Source organism: Luteimonas sp. A277 (genome assembly GCF_054052045.1).
Genome location: NZ_JBSVRG010000001.1, coordinates 89,788 through 106,836, shown reverse-complemented (window position 1 = coordinate 106,836; position 17,049 = coordinate 89,788). Strand labels below are relative to the sequence as shown.

General features: G+C 64.8%; 15 protein-coding genes and 4 tRNA genes. 4 read left to right on the top strand and 15 right to left on the bottom strand.

The window, feature by feature from the left end; all coding sequences use genetic code 11:
• Positions 1-200 precede the first annotated feature (200 nt).
• A complete protein-coding gene (locus tag ACW7G2_RS00495) occupies positions 201-905 on the top strand; it encodes a PP2C family protein-serine/threonine phosphatase (RefSeq protein WP_456972208.1) in 705 nt (234 codons plus the stop codon).
• A 42-nt stretch (positions 906-947) separates the two neighbouring features.
• Here the strand turns inward: ACW7G2_RS00495 and dnaQ are convergent, their stop codons facing one another.
• Genes dnaQ through ACW7G2_RS00480 form a run of 3 tightly spaced genes read right to left on the bottom strand, consistent with a single transcriptional unit; the run spans position 948 to position 2,850 of the window.
• A complete protein-coding gene (gene dnaQ / locus ACW7G2_RS00490) occupies positions 948-1,676 on the bottom strand; it encodes a DNA polymerase III subunit epsilon (protein WP_456972206.1) in 729 nt (242 codons plus the stop codon).
• A 56-nt stretch (positions 1,677-1,732) separates the two neighbouring features.
• Positions 1,733-2,200, bottom strand: a complete 468-nt coding sequence (gene rnhA / locus ACW7G2_RS00485) for a ribonuclease HI (protein WP_456971622.1) — start codon at positions 2,198-2,200, stop codon at positions 1,733-1,735.
• The gene (locus ACW7G2_RS00480) at positions 2,197-2,850 is read right to left on the bottom strand and encodes a hypothetical protein (RefSeq protein WP_456971620.1); all 654 of its coding nucleotides are present in this window, start codon (positions 2,848-2,850) and stop codon (positions 2,197-2,199) included. The genes rnhA and ACW7G2_RS00480 overlap by 4 nt, the downstream gene beginning before the upstream one ends.
• Before the next feature lie 38 nt (positions 2,851-2,888).
• On the opposite strand from ACW7G2_RS00480, the gene gloB reads away from it, so the two are divergent.
• From gloB to ACW7G2_RS00465, 3 genes are read left to right on the top strand one after another with little or no spacing between them, the layout of a single operon-like run.
• Positions 2,889-3,659 (top strand): hydroxyacylglutathione hydrolase, encoded by a 771-nt coding sequence (gloB, locus tag ACW7G2_RS00475; RefSeq protein WP_456971618.1) that lies wholly within the window; start codon positions 2,889-2,891, stop codon positions 3,657-3,659.
• Entirely contained in the window at positions 3,656-4,978 is a 1,323-nt protein-coding gene (locus ACW7G2_RS00470; RefSeq protein ID WP_456971616.1) for a transglycosylase SLT domain-containing protein, read from the top strand. The genes gloB and ACW7G2_RS00470 overlap by 4 nt, the downstream gene beginning before the upstream one ends.
• Before the next feature lie 30 nt (positions 4,979-5,008).
• Positions 5,009-5,797 carry an enoyl-ACP reductase FabI gene (locus ACW7G2_RS00465; RefSeq protein WP_456971614.1) on the top strand — a complete coding sequence of 263 codons (789 nt, stop codon included), beginning with the start codon at positions 5,009-5,011 and terminating at the stop codon, positions 5,795-5,797.
• A gap of 117 nt (positions 5,798-5,914) precedes the next feature.
• Here the strand turns inward: ACW7G2_RS00465 and ACW7G2_RS00460 are convergent, their stop codons facing one another.
• The 12 genes from ACW7G2_RS00460 to ACW7G2_RS00405 all read right to left on the bottom strand — a co-directional run bounded on the left by ACW7G2_RS00460 (position 5,915) and on the right by ACW7G2_RS00405 (position 16,995).
• Positions 5,915-7,897: a SurA N-terminal domain-containing protein gene (locus ACW7G2_RS00460; RefSeq protein ID WP_456971612.1), complete on the bottom strand. Its 1,983-nt coding sequence runs from the start codon at positions 7,895-7,897 to the stop codon at positions 5,915-5,917.
• A gap of 150 nt (positions 7,898-8,047) precedes the next feature.
• Positions 8,048-8,124, bottom strand: a tRNA-Asp gene (locus ACW7G2_RS00455).
• Between the two features lie 27 nt (positions 8,125-8,151).
• Positions 8,152-8,226: transfer RNA gene (locus ACW7G2_RS00450), tRNA-Val, on the bottom strand.
• Between the two features lie 12 nt (positions 8,227-8,238).
• Positions 8,239-8,514, bottom strand: a complete 276-nt coding sequence (locus tag ACW7G2_RS00445; protein ID WP_343258166.1) for an HU family DNA-binding protein — start codon at positions 8,512-8,514, stop codon at positions 8,239-8,241.
• 191 nt (positions 8,515-8,705) lie between these two features.
• Positions 8,706-11,126: an endopeptidase La gene (gene lon, locus ACW7G2_RS00440; RefSeq protein WP_456971610.1), complete on the bottom strand. Its 2,421-nt coding sequence runs from the start codon at positions 11,124-11,126 to the stop codon at positions 8,706-8,708.
• Between the two features lie 193 nt (positions 11,127-11,319).
• Positions 11,320-11,862, bottom strand: coding sequence for a hypothetical protein (locus ACW7G2_RS00435; RefSeq protein ID WP_456971608.1), 543 nt, complete (start codon positions 11,860-11,862; stop codon positions 11,320-11,322).
• Positions 11,859-13,079: a PAAR domain-containing protein gene (locus ACW7G2_RS00430; protein ID WP_456971606.1), complete on the bottom strand. Its 1,221-nt coding sequence runs from the start codon at positions 13,077-13,079 to the stop codon at positions 11,859-11,861. The genes ACW7G2_RS00435 and ACW7G2_RS00430 overlap by 4 nt, the downstream gene beginning before the upstream one ends.
• 55 nt (positions 13,080-13,134) lie before the next feature.
• On the bottom strand, positions 13,135-14,418 hold the full coding sequence (clpX, locus tag ACW7G2_RS00425) for an ATP-dependent Clp protease ATP-binding subunit ClpX (protein WP_456971604.1): 1,284 nt from the start codon (positions 14,416-14,418) through the stop codon (positions 13,135-13,137).
• A 162-nt stretch (positions 14,419-14,580) separates the two neighbouring features.
• On the bottom strand, positions 14,581-15,207 hold the full coding sequence (gene clpP, locus ACW7G2_RS00420; protein WP_456971602.1) for an ATP-dependent Clp endopeptidase proteolytic subunit ClpP: 627 nt from the start codon (positions 15,205-15,207) through the stop codon (positions 14,581-14,583).
• A 52-nt stretch (positions 15,208-15,259) separates the two neighbouring features.
• Positions 15,260-16,564, bottom strand: coding sequence for a trigger factor (tig, locus tag ACW7G2_RS00415; RefSeq protein WP_456971600.1), 1,305 nt, complete (start codon positions 16,562-16,564; stop codon positions 15,260-15,262).
• A 203-nt stretch (positions 16,565-16,767) separates the two neighbouring features.
• A tRNA-Leu gene (locus ACW7G2_RS00410) sits at positions 16,768-16,853 on the bottom strand.
• A gap of 66 nt (positions 16,854-16,919) precedes the next feature.
• A tRNA-Lys gene (locus ACW7G2_RS00405) sits at positions 16,920-16,995 on the bottom strand.
• Positions 16,996-17,049 lie beyond the last annotated feature (54 nt).

Here is a 17,049-nt window from a genome sequence, read left to right as displayed (position 1 = left end):
ATCGGTATCCGCTACCCGAAGCCGCAACGGCCTCCAAGGCTCCCCGCGGCCCTCACTCTGCTAAGTTATCCAACCCTTCCGCAGCACCCGGGTTGTCAGTGGCAGACGCCGATACAGCAGACACCGCGGCCGATGTCCGCGCCACGCCGCCTCCGGCGTTCAGTCCAGCCTCCGAATCATTCATGGACCCGGGCAACCCCATGGTCGAGTTCGGCCACCTGACCCACGTAGGCCTGCGCAGGGATCTGAATGAGGACACCTATTACGGTGACAGCGACCTGGGCCTGTGGCTGGTGGCCGATGGCATGGGCGGGCATGAATATGGCGAGGTTGCCAGCGCGCTGGCACGTGAAACCATCGTGCGCGAGATCCGCCAGGGCACACCACTGGAACAGGCGATCCGGATCGCGGATGAGGAGATCATCCGCGCTTCCCGCCAGCGTCACGACACCCTGCCCATGGGCACCACCGTGGTGGCTGCGCGGGTGCGCCAGAACCGCTTTGAAGTTGCCTGGGTGGGCGATAGTCGCGTGTACCTGTGGCACGGCGGCCGGCTGACCCAGCTCTCGCAGGACCACAGCTACGTCCAGGAACTGATCAGGCAGGGCACCATCAGCGTGGACCAGGCCCGGGACCATCCGCACCGGAACGTGGTGACCCAGGCCCTGGGCATCACCGACCCGAAGGCGCTGAACGTGGAAACCATGACCGGGGAATTGCTGCCTGGCATGCAGCTGCTGCTGTGCAGCGACGGCCTGACCGAAGAAGTGGACGATCCCAGCATTGCCCGAGTGCTGTCACACACCGAATGCAGCGCCCAGGAATGCGTTGACGGGCTGGTCGCAGCAGCCCTGGACAACGGCGGGTCGGACAATGTGACCGTGGTGCTGGTGCGGCGCAGCTGAGCGACGCACCCGGCCCGCCAGCACCTGGCCAGCGAGACCATCTCAGGCCGGTTCGGCCTCGCGCTCGACCATCTGGTCCGGTGTCTGCCAAAGATTGCGACCGGCGCGGGCGCTGATCGCTTCCACCCGGGCTGCATGCAGGGCCAGCTCCTCTTCCGTTGGCACCACCCGCGGCCTGGGGCCGGCTGGCGGCGCCGAACCCAGTGAAGCCACCGCCGCAGCCGGCTCGAACGCGGCAAAGCCGATCTCCCTCTGGCCCGCGGTCAGCGCCAGATACACCTCCGCCAGCAGCTGGGCGTCCAGCAGCGCGCCGTGCAGCTGCCTGTGGGCGTTGTCCACGCCCAGGCGCCGGCACAGGGCGTCGAGCGAGTTGCGCTGGCCGGGGTAGCGCTGGCGCGCAAGCTCCAGCGAGTCCAGCACCATGACCCGATCGGTCATGCAGCCGTGGCTGGCTCCCAGCCGGCCCAGCTCGGAATCAAGGAACCCGATATCGAACGCGGCGTTGTGGATCACCAGCTCGGCGCCATCCACGAAGGCGAGGAATTCGTCGACCACGTCTTCGAACAGGGGCTTGTCGGCCAGGAACTCGAGCGTGAGCCCGGTGACTTCCTGCGCCCCCTGCTCGAACTCACACCTGGGGTTGATGTACTGGTGCCACGTGCGCCCGGTGGGTCGGCGCTCGATCAGCTCGACGCAGCCGATCTCCACCACCCGGTTGCCCTTTCTCCACTCCAGGCCGGTGGTTTCCGTATCAAGGACGATCTGGCGGATGGATTCGGAACTGGTTGATTCTGTATTGGACATTGGATGACCCGGAGTCTTTCGCTCTATTGGATTGCGGCTGCGAGGTTGGCCTTGCAGCGTTCCGCCTGGTCGCGGGCCAGGGTATCGACGCGCTCGTTGTCAGGATCGCCGGAATGGCCCTTGACCCAGCGCCAGTCGATTTCGTGGCGTTGCGCGGCCGAATGCAGGCGCTGCCACAGGTCCTGGTTCTTGACCGGGGCGCCGGCAGCGGTGCGCCAGTTGCGGCGCAGCCAGTTCGGCATCCACTCGGTGATGCCCTTGCGCACGTATTGCGAATCGGTGTGGAGCACCACGTCACAGGGCTCGGACAGCGCTTCCAGCGCGCGGATCGCGGCCATCAGCTCCATGCGGTTGTTGGTGCTCTCGTCTTCCCCGCCTGCCAGCTCCTTTTCCCTCTGGCCATAGCGCAGCAGCGCGGCCCAGCCGCCCGGCCCGGGATTGCCCAGGCAGGCGCCATCGGTGTGGATCTGGACTTGTTTGAGGGTACTCATCCTGTACTCAATCCTTGCTGGAAATGGAGCTGGCGTACGCCGCCGGGCGTAGGCGTCAGCGGCATGGCGCGCTTTTCCGCACGCAGCGCATAGGCCGCGCGCAGGCCAGGTCCGCTGCCTGCCCCGGGGCGCGCCTGGATGCGCCAGATCGGGCCCACTCCCTGGGAGACCGGATCGGGCTCCAGCCCCACCCGACGCAGGCACCGACGCCAGGTCAGCGGTTCACTGGCGGGCAGACCGGCACCTTGCCAGCGCAGCCGATAGGGAGACAGCGGGTTCAGCGCGAACAGGTGCAGGCGCCCGCCCTCCACCAGCACCCTGGCGCATTCACCCAGGAGCTCCGCAAGCCCCTCTCCGGCAGGCACGTGCTGCAGCACCACCGTGGCGACCGATTCACTGGCCAGCGGAAGCGGCAGGCGACAGCGCACCTGGCCTTCCCAATCGCCGCCATTGGCCACCAGGCACAGGCCGCGACCGGGGCCGTCGGTCTTGACCGGACCCGGCGAAAACCACAGCCACGGCAGCGCCGGCCGCTCCGACAGCGTGCGTCGGATCAGCGGGATTTCGCTTTCGATCAGCGCCTGGCCGGGCTCGGAATCAAACCAGGAGCGGCGGGCGGCGGGTTGACCTGCTGGTAAATTCGCGGGCATGGTCCCCATTCTACTGGGTGCCGGGGAGCCGGTTCGCGATGCAAGCCACCCCTCTGAGGGCTTTGACCGACAACTACATCTGGACCATGGACGGGCTGGACGGGCACATGCTCGTGGTGGATCCCGGGGAGGCCGGTCCGGTGCTGGAAGAAGCCGCACGCAGCGGCCGGACGCCGGCCGCGATTCTGCTGACCCACCATCACCACGACCACGTTGGCGGCGTGCCGGCCCTGCTGGAGCGCTGGCCGGGGCTGCCGGTCTACGCTCCGGATGATGAGCGGATTCCCGACGCGACCATCCGGGTGGGCGATGGGGACACGATCCAACCCGGTCCGTGGCGCTTCGAAGTGATCACCGTACCGGGCCACACGCGCAGCCATATCGCCTTCCACGGCCACCGCACGTTGTTCTCCGGAGACACGTTATTCAGCCTGGGTTGCGGGCGCCTGTTCGAGGGTAGCCCGGCACAGATGCTCCAGTCGCTGGATCGCCTGGCCGCCTTGCCGCCGCAGACACTGGTCTGCTGCGGGCATGAATACACGCGCAGCAATGCCGCTTTCGCCTTGGCAGTAGAGCCGGGGAATGCGGAGCTGCGCGAACGCAGTGAGGAAGTCGAGCGCATGCGCGCCCAGGATCAGCCCACATTGCCGTCTACCCTCGCCCAGGAACTGGCCTGCAACCCGTTCCTGCGCATCGACGTGCCGCAGGTGCGCGCTGCCCTTGCCGGCCGGGTGGGCGCCGGCCAGGCCGAAGACCGCGTGGCCCTGTTTGCTGCGCTGCGTGCCTGGAAGGACACCTTCAGCGGATGACTGCCAGACGGACCCCTTATGCACGCCGGCTTGGTGCAGGAGTGCTTGCTGCCGCGCTGCTCGGCGCTCTTTGTGCGCTGCCTGCCTGGGCCGCCAGCACCCACGGCGCGGCCATGGGCTTGCAGATGCCGGCCATTGCCGGTTCCACCGGACACACAGCCGACGCCCTGCAGCCCATCACCCGCAGCGGACGGGACATCTACACCCAGTTCCGCGACGGGCTGTCGGACCAGGAATGCGCGGTGGACTCCAGCGACCGCTGGCGACAGCATTTCTCCCATGTCCCGCGTGATCTTGCCGAACGCCCGGAACGACTGCTGCCGCTGTTCGGCTACGTCGTCGATGCGTTACGCGAGTACCACCTGCCCACCGAATACGCGCTGATCCCGTTCGTCGAGAGCGGCTACCGGCCCGGCGCGCGCAGTCCATCCGGGCCGACCGGCCTGTGGCAGTTCATCACTGCCACCGCCCGCAACCACGAGGTCACGATCCGGCCCGGGTACGACGGCCGGCTCTCGCCGGTGGAGTCGACCACCGCCGCGGTGCGCTACCTGCGCACCCTGCATGGCATGTTCGCCGGCGACTGGCGGCTGGCCGTCATGGGCTACAACGCCGGTGAATACCGGATCTTCGGCGCACTGCGCAACGCCGGCCAGCGGGCCATGGATGCCGAACCCGAGAAGCTGTCCGTGCCACCCATCACCCGCGCCTACGTACGCAAGCTGCAGGCCCTGGCGTGCCTGCTGGTGGAGGCCGGAGAGCGCGAGGAGTGGCTGGAAGCGATCGACCAGACGGTGCCGGTGCTGACCGCCGCCTCGTTGCCGGCCAATGTGCGCCAGCTGGACACCTGGGCCAACCGCAGGGGCCTGGATCCCGCGCTGGTCAGGCACTTCAACCCGGTCTTTGCCAACGGCAACGTGGCCAGCGGCAACCGCGGCCAGTCGGTGCTGGCACCAGCCCCCGCCGAGCACGCCCTGGTTGCGCTGCGGGTGGATCCGGCGCCGATCACCCGGCTGCCCGAGGTGGCACCCGGCCGCCGGGCCAAGGAGGACGGCCCGATCTTCCTCGCTGATGCCAGCGACCTGGTCGAGGACGAGACAACTGGGGCCACCATGCCGCCGGCAATTACCCGGTCCGTGCCCCGGGTGCACACGGTGGCACGGGGCGAGTCGATCTGGCGCATCGCCCGTCACTATGGGCTGGGCGCGGCACAGTTGCTGCTGCGCAACGGGCTTGAGGCCAGCAGCGTGATCCAGCCCGGCATGGTGCTGCAGATCGACGAAGGCCGCCCCGGTGAACAGCCGCACATGGCAAACTAGTACGGTTGTTCAACCGCGAGATCACTATCCATGGGTTTTCTGAAAGGCAAGCGCGCCCTGATCACGGGCATCGCAAGTCAGCGTTCGATCGCCAATGGCATCGCCGAGGCGATGCACCGGGAAGGGGCCGAGCTGGCCTTCACTTACCAGAATGACAAGCTCAAAACGCGCGTGGAGGACGTCGCCTCGCGCCTGGGTGGCGGGCCTTCGTTCCCGCTTGATGTCACCGATGATGGCCAGATTGATGCCCTTTTCACCGACCTGGGCAAGCATTGGACCGACGGCTTCGACATCCTCGTCCACGCCATCGCATTCGCCCCGCGCGAAGCCATCGCAGGCGAGTTCCTGGACGGGCTTTCGCGCGAAGCGTTCGCGACGGCCCATGACATTTCCGCGTACTCCTTCGCGGCCCTGGCCAAGGGCGCCCGACCGCTGATGCAGGGCCGCAATGGCTCCATGCTCACGCTGACCTACCTGGGCGCCGTGCGTACACTGCCCAGCTACAACGTGATGGGTGTGGCCAAGGCCAGCCTGGAAGCGACCATGCGCTACCTGGCCTACAACCTGGGGCCCGAGGGCATCCGCGTGAACGCCATCTCGGCCGGGCCGATCAAGACCCTTGCCGCAGCCGGCATCGGCGGCTTCCGCAAGATCCTGGGCCACGTGGAAGCCGAGGCACCGCTGCGGCGCACGGTGAGCATCGAGGACGTTGGTAACGTTGCTGCGTTCCTGAGCTCGGACCTGGCAGCCGGGGTCACCGGCGAGGTCACCTACGTGGACGGCGGCTACAACATCGTCAGCATGACCGGAATCGAATGAGCTGGACGGGGCCATGCCCCTGACACTCCTGCAATAAAAAAGACCCGGGCTCGCACCCGGGTCTTTTTTTGCCTCCTGCGCCAGCAGGCGCGGGAGGCCGTTACGTGACCGCCCCGCTCAGAGCTGGGATTCGATCACCGTCACTTTCATCTGCTGGCGCAGGGCTCGCAGCACCGACTCCGCCGCATCGTTGCCGGCAGCCACCTGCAGTTGCTGGGCCAGCATGGCGCGCTCCTGCTCACTGGCGTCCTCGGGATTGCCCGGGTTCACCGCGGTCACTTCAAACACCACGATATGGCCGTCATCCAGCACCACCTTGCCGGGAGTGGTGCCACCCTCTGCCGGCGCTTCGGCGGAGAAGTAGGCTTCAACCGCGGCTGGATGCGGCACCGGCGTACCACGCGGCACGCCAGGCACTTCCTGCACGGCCAGCTCTTCTTCCTCGGCAATCCCGCTCAGCGAGGCACCCTGGCGCATGCGCTCGATCATGCCGTCAGCCTGGGCGATGGCGCGGTTGGTGGCGCGGTCCACGCGGATCGCGGTAATCACCTCGTCGCGGACCTCCTCCAGCGGGCGGGCGCGCTCAGGGGAATGTCCAGTCACGCGGATCAGGACGCTGTGGTTTGGGCCGATATCGATCGGATCGCTGACCGTCTGGTCCTCGATCAGGCTTTCCGTGAACGCAGCGCGCTGCAGCGCCGGATGGGCAATTACGCCCTCTCCTTCGCCACGGGCGAACGGCCCGGCCTGCTTCACCTCGAACCCGCCGATCGCCGCTGCGGGCGCCAGTGAGTTCGGATCGCGGTAGGCCTGATCCACCACGGTCCCCACCAGATTGCTGTAGGCACGCTCGCGTGCGCTGCCCGACAACTCCTCCAGCAGCTGGTCGCGCACGTCTTCAAACGCGACCGTGTCGCCGCCGCCCTGCACTTCGCGCAGCTGCAATACGTGCCAGCCGAAGTCGGTCCTGACCGGTCCGTGCACGTCGCCCGGCTCCATTTCGAACAGCGCCTGCTCGAACTCGGGCACCATTTCACCCGGCTGCACCCAACCCAGGTCACCGCCCATTTCGGCCGAACCGAAGTCCGCCGAATGCTCGCGGGCCAGCGCAGCGAAGTCCGCATCCGCAGCCGCGGCCTGCTCGGCCAGCTCGCGCGCCCGGGCTTCCGCTGCCTGCGACTCCGCGGTTGTGGCGTCGGCCGGCACTTCAATCAGGATGTGCGATGCCAGACGCTGTTCATCGCCAGCAAAGCGCGCGCGCTCGCTCGCAAAATGAGCCCGCAATTCTTCTTCCGTCGGCTCATCTTCGATCGCCAGGCCCGCGGCCTGCATTTCGATGTATTCGATGGTGACCGTCTCGGGCGCGCGATACTCGGCGCTGTTGGCCTGGTACCAGGCCTGGATCTCCTCGTCGCCAACCTCTTCCGCGTCGGGCTCGGGCGCCGGGATCACCGCAAAAGACACATCGCGGCGCTCGCCAAGCAGTACCAGCAACCGGTCGATCCTGGCCCGGGTCACGAATGCCGACTCGGCTACCTGCACCGGGATCAGCGACTGCTGCAGGCTCTCGCGGACCAGATTCTCGAATTGGGCCGGGCTCTGCGCCGGTACCTGCGACTGCAGTGCCACCTGGTAACGCTGCAGGTCGAACCGGCCATCCACCTGGAATGCGGGGATCTGCTGGATCTGCGCAGCGACCTGCGCATTGCCGACCGCAATGCCACGGCTGTCGGCAGTCAGCCTCAGCACGGTCTGGTCGATCAGCCCCTCAAGCACCTGGCGACGGCTCTCGATGGATTCGAAGCTGCGCGGATCATACGCGTCGCCCAGCTGGATGCGGCGCTGCTGCCGCTCCTGTTCGAATGCCCGCCGGAAGTCTTCGGCCTCGATAGTTTCGCTGCTCCACACCAGCTTGCGGACCGGCCACAGGTCGGGAGCGCCGCGCCACCACGAAGGCGGGGCTTCCACCTTGGCCGCGTAACTGGCGCCGCTCTGGAACAGGTACTGCTCCATCCCGAAGAAGGCGAACGGAATTGCCAGCAGGATCACGATTCCAATCGCGATCCAACCGGTCATCTTGTCTCTGAGTGCTTGCAGCATTGTATGTACAGACCCTGGAGGTAGCCGCGCATTTTAAACCGGATTGCACCACCGCAGGCGCTGGGCTGCTGGAGGGCACGATCATGCGCTGTGGATGAAAATCCTTAAAAGCAAAAACCCCTGCCGAAGCAGGGGTTTTTGGGTCGTAAATGGCGGAGCGGACGGGACTCGAACCCGCGACCTCCGGCGTGACAGGCCAGCATTCTAACCAACTGAACTACCGCTCCGCACTTGAAACCTTTTGAAGCCTGGCGTGGTGGGTGCTGAGGGTTTCGAACCCCCGACCCTCGCCTTGTAAGGGCGACGCTCTACCACTGAGCTAAGCACCCCGACTAAGACGATTAGTTTACAGCGTCTTTCAGAGCTTTGCCAGCCTTGAATGCAGGATTCTTTGCGGCCGGGATCTGGATCTCTTCGCCGGTGCGCGGGTTGCGGCCGGTACGTGCAGCGCGGTCGCGCACTTCGAAGGTGCCGAAGCCGGCGATGGCAACGCTGTCGCCGCGGCCGAGGGTGCTGGTAATGGTATCGAACACCGTATCCACGGCGCTGGTCGCGTCGGCGCGGGTAAGGCCAGCCTTGGCGGCCACGGCTTCGATGATGTCACTCTTCTTCGTCATGTCTTTCGTAACTCCTGATGCGACCCGGGTCGCGTTGATTTCGAACGGCCAAACGCTCGATGCGGAGCGGCCAACCCGCTGGATGAAGCCGCTGACAGGTGACTTTATACCAGTGCGCGCCATCGGCACGCAACCGAAAAATCCCACAACCGCGCCACTTTCAGCCTCCCTGCCACAGCCTCGCGCATGCGTCAATGCTTGCTGACGGGTGCCCTTTCACGCGCTTTTGCCGGCTTGGCGATCACGCCTTCCGCCGCCTTTGCCGCTCGCTGCGGCAGCGGTCGTTCCAACGCAATGTCGAGCACTTCCTCGATCCACTTCACCGGAATGATCTCCAGGTCTTCGGTCACGTTTTTCGGCAGATCAGTCAGGTCCTTGCGGTTGTCCTCGGGAATGATGACCGTACGGATGCCTCCGCGCAGGGCCGCCAGCAGCTTCTCTTTCAGCCCGCCGATCTCGGTCACCTTGCCACGCAGGGTGATCTCACCGGTCATGGCCACATCCGAGCGCACCGGGATCTTGGCCAGCATGGAGACCAGCGCCGTGGTGATGGCAATGCCTGCGCTCGGACCATCCTTCGGGGTCGCGCCATCCGGCACGTGCACGTGGATGTCGCGCTTCTGCAGCCATTCAATGTCAACGTCGATCTGATCCGCGCGCGCGCGCACGATGGAGTGCGCAGCGGATGCGGATTCCTTCATCACGTCGCCCAGCTGGCCGGTGAGGATCAGGTTGCCCTTGCCCTGCATGTGGGTAGCTTCGATCTGCAGCAGATCGCCGCCCACCTCGGTCCAGGCCAGGCCGGTGACCATGCCGACCTCGTTGTCCTGCTCTGCGCGGCCAAAGTCGAAGCGGCGCACGCCCAAGTACTTCTCCAGGTTCTTCGAAGTGACGCTGATCGCCTTGACCTTCTTCTTCGGACCGGCCAGCGCAATTTCCTTGACCACCTTGCGGCAGATCTTGGCGATCTCGCGCTCCAGGTTGCGCACGCCGGACTCGCGCGTGTAGTAGCGCACGATGTCGCGGATCGCACCTTCGGCAATCTTCAGCTCCTCTTCCTTCAGGCCGTTGGCCTTGAACTGCTTGCGCAGCAGGTAGCGCATCGCAATGTTGAGCTTCTCTTCCTCGGTGTAGCCGGGGATGCGGATCACTTCCATACGATCCAGCAGCGGGCCGGGGATGTTGAGCGAGTTGGCGGTGGCGATGAACATCACCTCCGACAGGTCCAGGTCCACCTCCAGGTAGTGATCGTTGAAGGCGTCGTTCTGCTCCGGGTCCAGCACCTCCAGCAGTGCCGAGGACGGATCGCCGCGGAAGTCCATCGACATCTTGTCGATCTCATCGAGCACGAACAGCGGGTTCTTGGTGCCGGCCTTGGTGAGGTTCTGCACGATGCGGCCCGGCATCGAACCCACGTAGGTGCGGCGGTGACCGCGGATCTCGGCCTCGTCGCGCACACCACCCAGGCTCATGCGCACGAACTTGCGGTTCGTGGCCTTGGCGATCGACTGGCCAAGCGAGGTCTTGCCCACGCCCGGCGGGCCGACCAGGCACAGGATCGCGCCCTTCATGTTCTTCACCCGGGTCTGCACGGCCAGGTATTCGAGGATCCTTTCCTTCACCTTCTCAAGGCCGTAGTGGTCGGCGTCCAGCACTTCCTGGGCTACGTTGAGGTCCTTGCGCACGCGGCTGCGCTTCTTCCACGGCACGCCGAGCACCCATTCCAGGTAGTTGCGCACCACCGCGGCCTCGGCCGACATGGGCGACATCTGCTTGAGCTTGTTGAACTCGCTCTTCGCCTTGGCCTCGACCTCCTTGGGCATGCCGGCCTCGGCAATCTTGCGGGCGATCTCTTCCATGTCGTTGGGCGCGTCGTCGATCTCGCCCAGCTCCTTCTGGATCGCCTTCATCTGCTCGTTGAGGTAGTACTCGCGCTGGCTCTTCTCCATCTGCCCCTTCACGCGGCCGCGGATGCGCTTTTCCATCTGCTGCACGTCGATCTCACCGTCCACCAGGCCCACCAAGGCCTCCAGGCGGTCACCGATCTCTGCTGTCTCCAGCAGCTTCTGCTTGTCGGCCAGGCGCACGCCCAGGTGCGCGGCGATCGTGTCGGCCAGGCGTCCCGGCTCGTCGATGCCCGAGACCGTCTGCAGCAGCTCCGGCGGCAGCTTGCGGCTGGTTTTCACATACTGCTCGAACAGGGTCATGAGCGAACGGGCAACCGCCTCGATCTCACGCGCCTCGCGCCCGTCGCTCGTCTCGATTTCGACGCCCTGTCCCACCAGGCTGCCATCGCGCTCGGTCACCTCGCTGATCGCAGCGCGGGACACGCCTTCCACCAGCACCTTGATGGTGCCGTCGGGCAGCTTCAGCAGTTGCAGCACCTGCGCCAGGGTGCCGGTGGCGTACACGTCGTCGGCGGCGGGGTCGTCCACATCGGCCGACTTCTGCGCCACCAACAGGATGCGCTTGTCGCCTTCCATGGCCATGTCCAGCGCACGGATGGACTTGTCCCGGCCAACGAACAGCGGGATCACCATGTGCGGAAACACCACGACGTCGCGCAGCGGCAGCACCGGCAGTTCAAGGATTTCGGTAGTGGGAGTGCTCATCAGGGCTCCGGAAATTCATGTTCAGGGCCGGCTTCATCCGGCATGCCTTCCGTTATGGGGCCCCCAGGGTAAGGATGCAAGCACCCCGCGCCCGTTCCTTCACCAACTGATCTGCCCTCTCTGGACTGTGTCCGGAAGGATCGAAACGCGAATACCACTTCGCTCCCCGCGGAGGTTGTCAGCGAACTTCGGACTATCGCGATCTTCCAGCGCTGGCCGGCTGTCCCGACCTGCACTTCTCCCATGGGTAGCTGCCCAGCTCTTCATTCCATTGGACGGGAACAATGGGATCCTCTTCCCGGCCGGAGAGGCAGAAATAGGCGCGGAAGCGCATGTTGTCCCGGCGCTCCCCCACGTCTGTATTCAGGAAAACCTCGTATCGCTTACCGGCCTGCAAAGCCTTGGCCTCAACGTCGGTGGCCATGTCTGGTTCGAGCCCGTACTCCAGGCACCCCCCCTGGGACAAGGCCGCTCCGTCCGGGGATCCGGCACTCGCCATCCATACGATTCTTGCCTCCGAGCCATCCGCATGAATCTCTGAAACGGAAATCAACGCCACGCGCAGGAGCTCCCTGTCGCCTGTTGGAACCTCGGCCGGCGAAAAACACGGCACGCCCTGCCTGTTCTCAACCTTCGCATCCCACATCTTCAGGCTGGCCTGGCAAGCCGTCGGCATGCTCAACACAATCAGCGCAGAGAGTATCCATTTCCAAGACCCGGAAAAGCTTTTTGTCATGGCAGGTTCCGCCTGTCGCTGGGACGCTCGATAAATTCAGCCAGTACCTGTTCGAACAATGCCAAGGCCTGGGGGTCGTTTCTGTGATTGGCCTCCGCGAGCATGCCAGGCAGGCCCTTGAACTTCAGGACGTAATAGTCAGCAAGGATGTTTCCCTGCGCCTCCATGTTGAAGTCGCCGAGCTTTTTACCGGGCTCAAGCTTGTACCTGTAGGAGAGTCCCATTCTCAGGGCTCCCCGCCACTTCACGGGATACCCGAGCTGATGCTGCCAAACGTGCGTCATTTCGTGCATGAGCCACATCTGATCGGAAAGAGTGGACGACGAAAAGTCTTCCTTGAAGTACTTCGGATTGAAGTAGATGTGCCCATTCGGAGCCATCGCCGTGTCGTCCGGCTGCAGTCCGAACCACAGGTATTCCTGGTTGTGGATCCGGACTTTTGAATAATCGATGGCGTCGCCAAATACCAGACGCGACATCGCGATCTCCCCCTGGGTCAGTCCCCGCGCCTCACCTTTGGGAGTCGTCACCTGGTGAACCGAAACTCCAAACCCTTCCGCACTGGTCGTCACTCCTTCCAATGCGATCTCGAGCGGATCCAATGACTCCGGGCAGTGATGGGCATGCGCGGGGCAGCACACCACATCTTCCGGATTCAAAACGACCTTGACGATCCGCTGTGGCGTTTGCGTGACCACGCGGGCCGTGTTCCCGGCATCATCCGTCCGCCCTTCAAGACAGGATCCATCCTCCAGGTGAAGGGCATAGGCGGTACCGCACAGCGCCCGCCCAGACCCGTCAACGAGACACAGCCCCTGATCGAACTCACCCACCGGGGCACTCGTCGCAGTCTCCTCAGCGGCATTGCGCAGTTTCGCAACTGCTGCTGCAACGCCTGCAACCGCCGCTGAAGATGCCAGCCCACCCGTTCCGCTCGCTCCCCCTCCACCCGCATCCACAAACACCCGCACCTGCTGCGCCGACAGCACCTTGCAGCCACAGGCCAGCGAGCTGCCGTGCAGGGCCACGGGCTGGCCGTCCACGATCAGGGTGGAGTCGCCGTCAACTATGGGAAAGGCGCCCTTGTGACTTGGGCAGGTGGCCTGGTCGTTGACCCGGGCCACGGGAATGCCGTCGATATCGGTGAACGGCGAGCCGGTGATGACGCTGCCGCCGCTGCTGGTCGGGTCCCCGACCACGATCCAGTTCCTTGCCATCATGCGCTCCTTGCACGATCGGCGGGCCCTGTGCCCGCCGTGGGAATCCTTCCTGCTATTCGGCCGAGGCCACCTTCTGCGAAGGCGGGTTCTGGTAGATGAGGTACGGCTCGGACTTGTGCTCGATCACCGACTCGTCCACTACCACCTTGCTCACGTTCTCAAGTGACGGCAGCTCGTACATGGTGTCCAGCAGCACCGATTCGACGATGGTGCGCAGCCCGCGCGCACCGGTCTTGCGCTTGATCGCCTTGCGCGCGATGGCGGCCAGGGCGTCCTCGCGGAACTCCAGTTCCGCGCCTTCCATCTCGAACAGCTTCTTGAACTGTTTGGTGATGGCGTTCTTCGGCTCGGTGAGGATCTTGATCAGTGCTTCCTCATCCAGTTCCTCGAGCGTGGCGACCACCGGCAGGCGGCCGACGAACTCGGGGATCAGGCCGAACTTGATCAGGTCTTCGGGCTCCACGTCGGCCAACACCTTGCCGGTGTCGGCCTTGCGCTCGCTGCTCCTGACCTTGGCCGAGAAACCGATGCCGCCACCGTCGCTGGTGCGCTGCTGGATGATCTTGTCCAGGCCGGCGAATGCGCCACCCACGATGAACAGGATGTTGCTGGTATCGACCTGCAGGAACTCCTGCTGCGGATGCTTGCGCCCACCCTGCGGCGGTACGCTGGCCATGGTGCCCTCGATCAGCTTGAGCAGCGCCTGCTGCACGCCTTCGCCGGACACGTCGCGGGTGATCGATGGGTTCTCGCTCTTGCGCGAGATCTTGTCGATCTCGTCGATGTACACGATGCCCTGCTGCGCCTTCTCGACGTCGTAGTCGCACTTCTGCAGCAGCTTCTGGATGATGTTCTCAACGTCCTCACCCACGTAACCGGCTTCGGTCAGCGTGGTGGCGTCGGCCATGGTGAACGGCACGTTGAGCATGCGGGCCAGGGTCTCGGCCAGCAGCGTCTTGCCCGAACCGGTGGGGCCGACCAGCAGGATGTTGGACTTGGCCAGTTCGACCTCGTCACTCTTCTGCCTGCTTTCGATGCGCTTGTAGTGGTTGTAGACAGCCACCGCCAAGGTGCGCTTTGCCCGCTTCTGGCCGATCACGTATTCGTCCAGCACCTCGAGGATTTCCTTCGGCTTGGGCAGCGAGCTGCGCGCCGACTGGGCCTTTTCCTCAAGCTCCTCGCGGATGATGTCGTTGCACAGCTCCACGCACTCATCACAGATGAACACGCTGGGGCCCGCAATCAGCTTGCGCACCTCGTGCTGGCTCTTTCCACAGAAAGAACAGTAGAGGATCTTGCTGCTGTCGCCGGAACGGCCCTGGGAGTCATTGCTCATGCGTTGCTTACCCGCTGGTACGGCGCCCTGTGGCGCTGGATCGATTTGAGAATAGCATAGCGATTACGCCACGCCAGCGCCGCACCGGCGCGCGGAAACCTGTTGTTTGCCGGTGCTTTACGCGTAGCACTGCCAGTACGCAGACAGACAGCTGGAGACATCTCAGCCAGGCTGGATGGTCTCTTCGGGACGACGCTCGAGCACTTCGTCGACCAGGCCGTACTCGCGCGCGCCCTCGGCGCTCTTGAAGTTGTCGCGCTCGGTATCGGCCGAGATGGTATCCATGCTCTGCCCGGTGTGGCGCGAGAGGATCTCGTTCAAGCGCTGCTTGAGCGAGAGGATCTCGCGGGCATGGATCTCGATGTCGGTGGCCTGGCCCTGGAAGCCGCCCAGCGGCTGGTGGATCATGATCCTGGAGTTCGGCAACGCGTAGCGCTTGCCCTTGGCACCGGCCGCCAGCAGCAGCGCGCCCATGCTGGCCGCCTGGCCGACGCAGATGGTGCTTACGTCCGGCTTGATGAACTGCATGGTGTCGTAGATCGCCAGCCCGGCGGTGACGATGCCGCCCGGCGAGTTGATGTACAGGCTGATGTCCTTCTCAGGATTCTCGGCCTCCAGGAACAGCAGCTGGGCGACGATCACGTTGGCCACGTGATCATCAACCGGACCAACCAGGAAGATCACCCGCTCCTTGAGCAAACGCGAATAGATGTCGTACGCGCGCTCTCCGCGGCTGGTCTGTTCGACCACCATCGGGACGAGGTTGAGGGCCTTGGGCTGGTTGATCATGCTGTCTGGTATCCGGCTTGGAAAGGCGGGGTTACCGCCGTGAAAGGAACGGTCACGCCTGCGGCGCGATCGCTTCCTGGAAGGTCAATTTCTCGTCGGTGTGCTGGGCGCGCTCGGCGATCCAGTCGATCACCTGCTCTTCCATCACCCGGTTCTGCAATCCTGTCATGAGTTGGGGGTCGTTGCGGTACAACTCAATGACCTGCTCCGGTTCCTCGTAGGTGGAAGCGATCAGGCGCAGGGTTTCATTCAGGCGCTTGGGGTCAAGCATCAGCTTGTTGGTGCGGGCGACTTCGCCTACCAGCAGGCCCATCAGAACGCGCCGACGCGCCACTTCCATGAACTGCTTGTGCGCGTCCGCTTCCAGGTCAGGCTCCTGGCGACCCTGGCGGCGGGCCTGCTGCAGCGCGTCCTCGGCCAGGGCACGGGCCTCGTTTTCAACCAGGCGCGGAGGCAGGTCCACATGCTCCCAGGTGGCCACCAGCTGCTCGCCAACTTCGCGGCGCAGGCGGCTCATCAGGGCGCCCTTGAGCTCGCGCTCCAGGTTGGTGCGGATTTCGGTGCGGAACTGCTCCAGTTCGCCCTTCTTCACACCGAAGCTCTTGATGAAGTCGGCATCGACCTCGGGCAGCATCTCTTCCGACACCCGCTCCACCTTCAGGTGGGCCTGGGCCATCTTGCCGGCCAGTTGCGACACGCGCCAGTCGGCCGGGAACTCGACCTCGACGGTCTTTTCCTCACCGGCGGACATGCCCACCAGCGCCTCTTCCAGCGCCGGCAGCATCGCACCCGAACCGATCACCAGCGTGCCCTTTTCGGAGCCTTCCGCCGGCAGGCGTTCGTCGCCGGCCTGCGACCAGGTCTCGATGTCCACCGCGTCACCCTCGGCGGCCGGACGGGTCACCGCGGTCCAGCTCCTGCGCTGCTGGCGCAGGTTGTCGATCATGCGGTCGATATCTTCGTCGGCGACTTCACCGGTATGACGGACCACGGACAGCTTGGAGACGTCGATCTCGCCGAAGTCCGGAACGACTTCGAAGGTGGCCACATAGGAGAACTCATCATCCCCTTCGGCGGGCTCGATGCGCGGGCTCCCGGCCACGCGCAGCTCATTGGCACGGATGGCGCCATCAAACTGCTCGCGCAGCAGGCGGTCCAGTACCTCGGCACGGACCTGCGCGCCAAAGCGCTGCTTGATCACGCTGGTAGGCACCTTGCCCGGCCGGAAGCCCTTGATGCGGGCGGTGCCGGCCATTTCGCGCAGGCGGCCGCCAACATCGCTTTCCAACTGTTCTGCCGGAACCTGGAAAGTCATCCGGCGCTCGAGATTGCCGGTGGATTCGACCGAAACTTGCATAACCACTCCTGCACCGCGGCCCTGGGCCGGGAATTTCATCGTTGTTGGGGTACCGGAACCGGGGTGGCGTAGCTCAGCCCGGGGTCCAGCGGAACGGGATATTGTGGCGGATTCGGGGGGCGGACGCTACAGGGTGGCGGGATCCGCGCGACTCGCGGAGGCCGGTCCACCCGCGCCTGGATGCGCCGTTCCTGCCTTGGGGATGGTGCGAAAGGGGGGACTCGAACCCCCACGGGGACTACCCGCCAGAACCTAAATCTGGTGCGTCTACCAATTCCGCCACTTTCGCGATCACGTGCCGATTCTACCTTCGCCACAACGAAAAACGCCCGGCTGTGCCGGGCGCCTTCGGAACTGGTGGGCCGTGATGGATTCGAACCATCGACCAGCGGATTAAGAGTCCGATGCTCTACCAACTGAGCTAACGGCCCGGGTAAATCGGGTGGCGCAGTGTAACGGCGCATTTCCCGGATGGCAATCGAAAA

Coding starts and splice junctions, on each gene's coding strand:
- ACW7G2_RS00460 (WP_456971612.1), bottom strand. CDS start 7,897: ATGCTGCAAGCACTCAGAGACAAGATGACCGGTTGGATCGCGATTGGA.
- ACW7G2_RS00445 (WP_343258166.1), bottom strand. CDS start 8,514: ATGACGAAGAAGAGTGACATCATCGAAGCCGTGGCCGCCAAGGCTGGC.
- ACW7G2_RS00435 (WP_456971608.1), bottom strand. CDS start 11,862: ATGACAAAAAGCTTTTCCGGGTCTTGGAAATGGATACTCTCTGCGCTG.
- clpX (WP_456971604.1), bottom strand. CDS start 14,418: ATGAGCAATGACTCCCAGGGCCGTTCCGGCGACAGCAGCAAGATCCTC.
- lon (WP_456971610.1), bottom strand. CDS start 11,126: ATGAGCACTCCCACTACCGAAATCCTTGAACTGCCGGTGCTGCCGCTG.
- ACW7G2_RS00465 (WP_456971614.1), top strand. CDS start 5,009: ATGGGTTTTCTGAAAGGCAAGCGCGCCCTGATCACGGGCATCGCAAGT.
- ACW7G2_RS00430 (WP_456971606.1), bottom strand. CDS start 13,079: ATGGCAAGGAACTGGATCGTGGTCGGGGACCCGACCAGCAGCGGCGGC.
- tig (WP_456971600.1), bottom strand. CDS start 16,564: ATGCAAGTTTCGGTCGAATCCACCGGCAATCTCGAGCGCCGGATGACT.
- gloB (WP_456971618.1), top strand. CDS start 2,889: ATGCAAGCCACCCCTCTGAGGGCTTTGACCGACAACTACATCTGGACC.
- ACW7G2_RS00480 (WP_456971620.1), bottom strand. CDS start 2,850: ATGCCCGCGAATTTACCAGCAGGTCAACCCGCCGCCCGCCGCTCCTGG.
- clpP (WP_456971602.1), bottom strand. CDS start 15,207: ATGATCAACCAGCCCAAGGCCCTCAACCTCGTCCCGATGGTGGTCGAA.
- ACW7G2_RS00470 (WP_456971616.1), top strand. CDS start 3,656: ATGACTGCCAGACGGACCCCTTATGCACGCCGGCTTGGTGCAGGAGTG.
- ACW7G2_RS00495 (WP_456972208.1), top strand. CDS start 201: ATGGTCGAGTTCGGCCACCTGACCCACGTAGGCCTGCGCAGGGATCTG.
- rnhA (WP_456971622.1), bottom strand. CDS start 2,200: ATGAGTACCCTCAAACAAGTCCAGATCCACACCGATGGCGCCTGCCTG.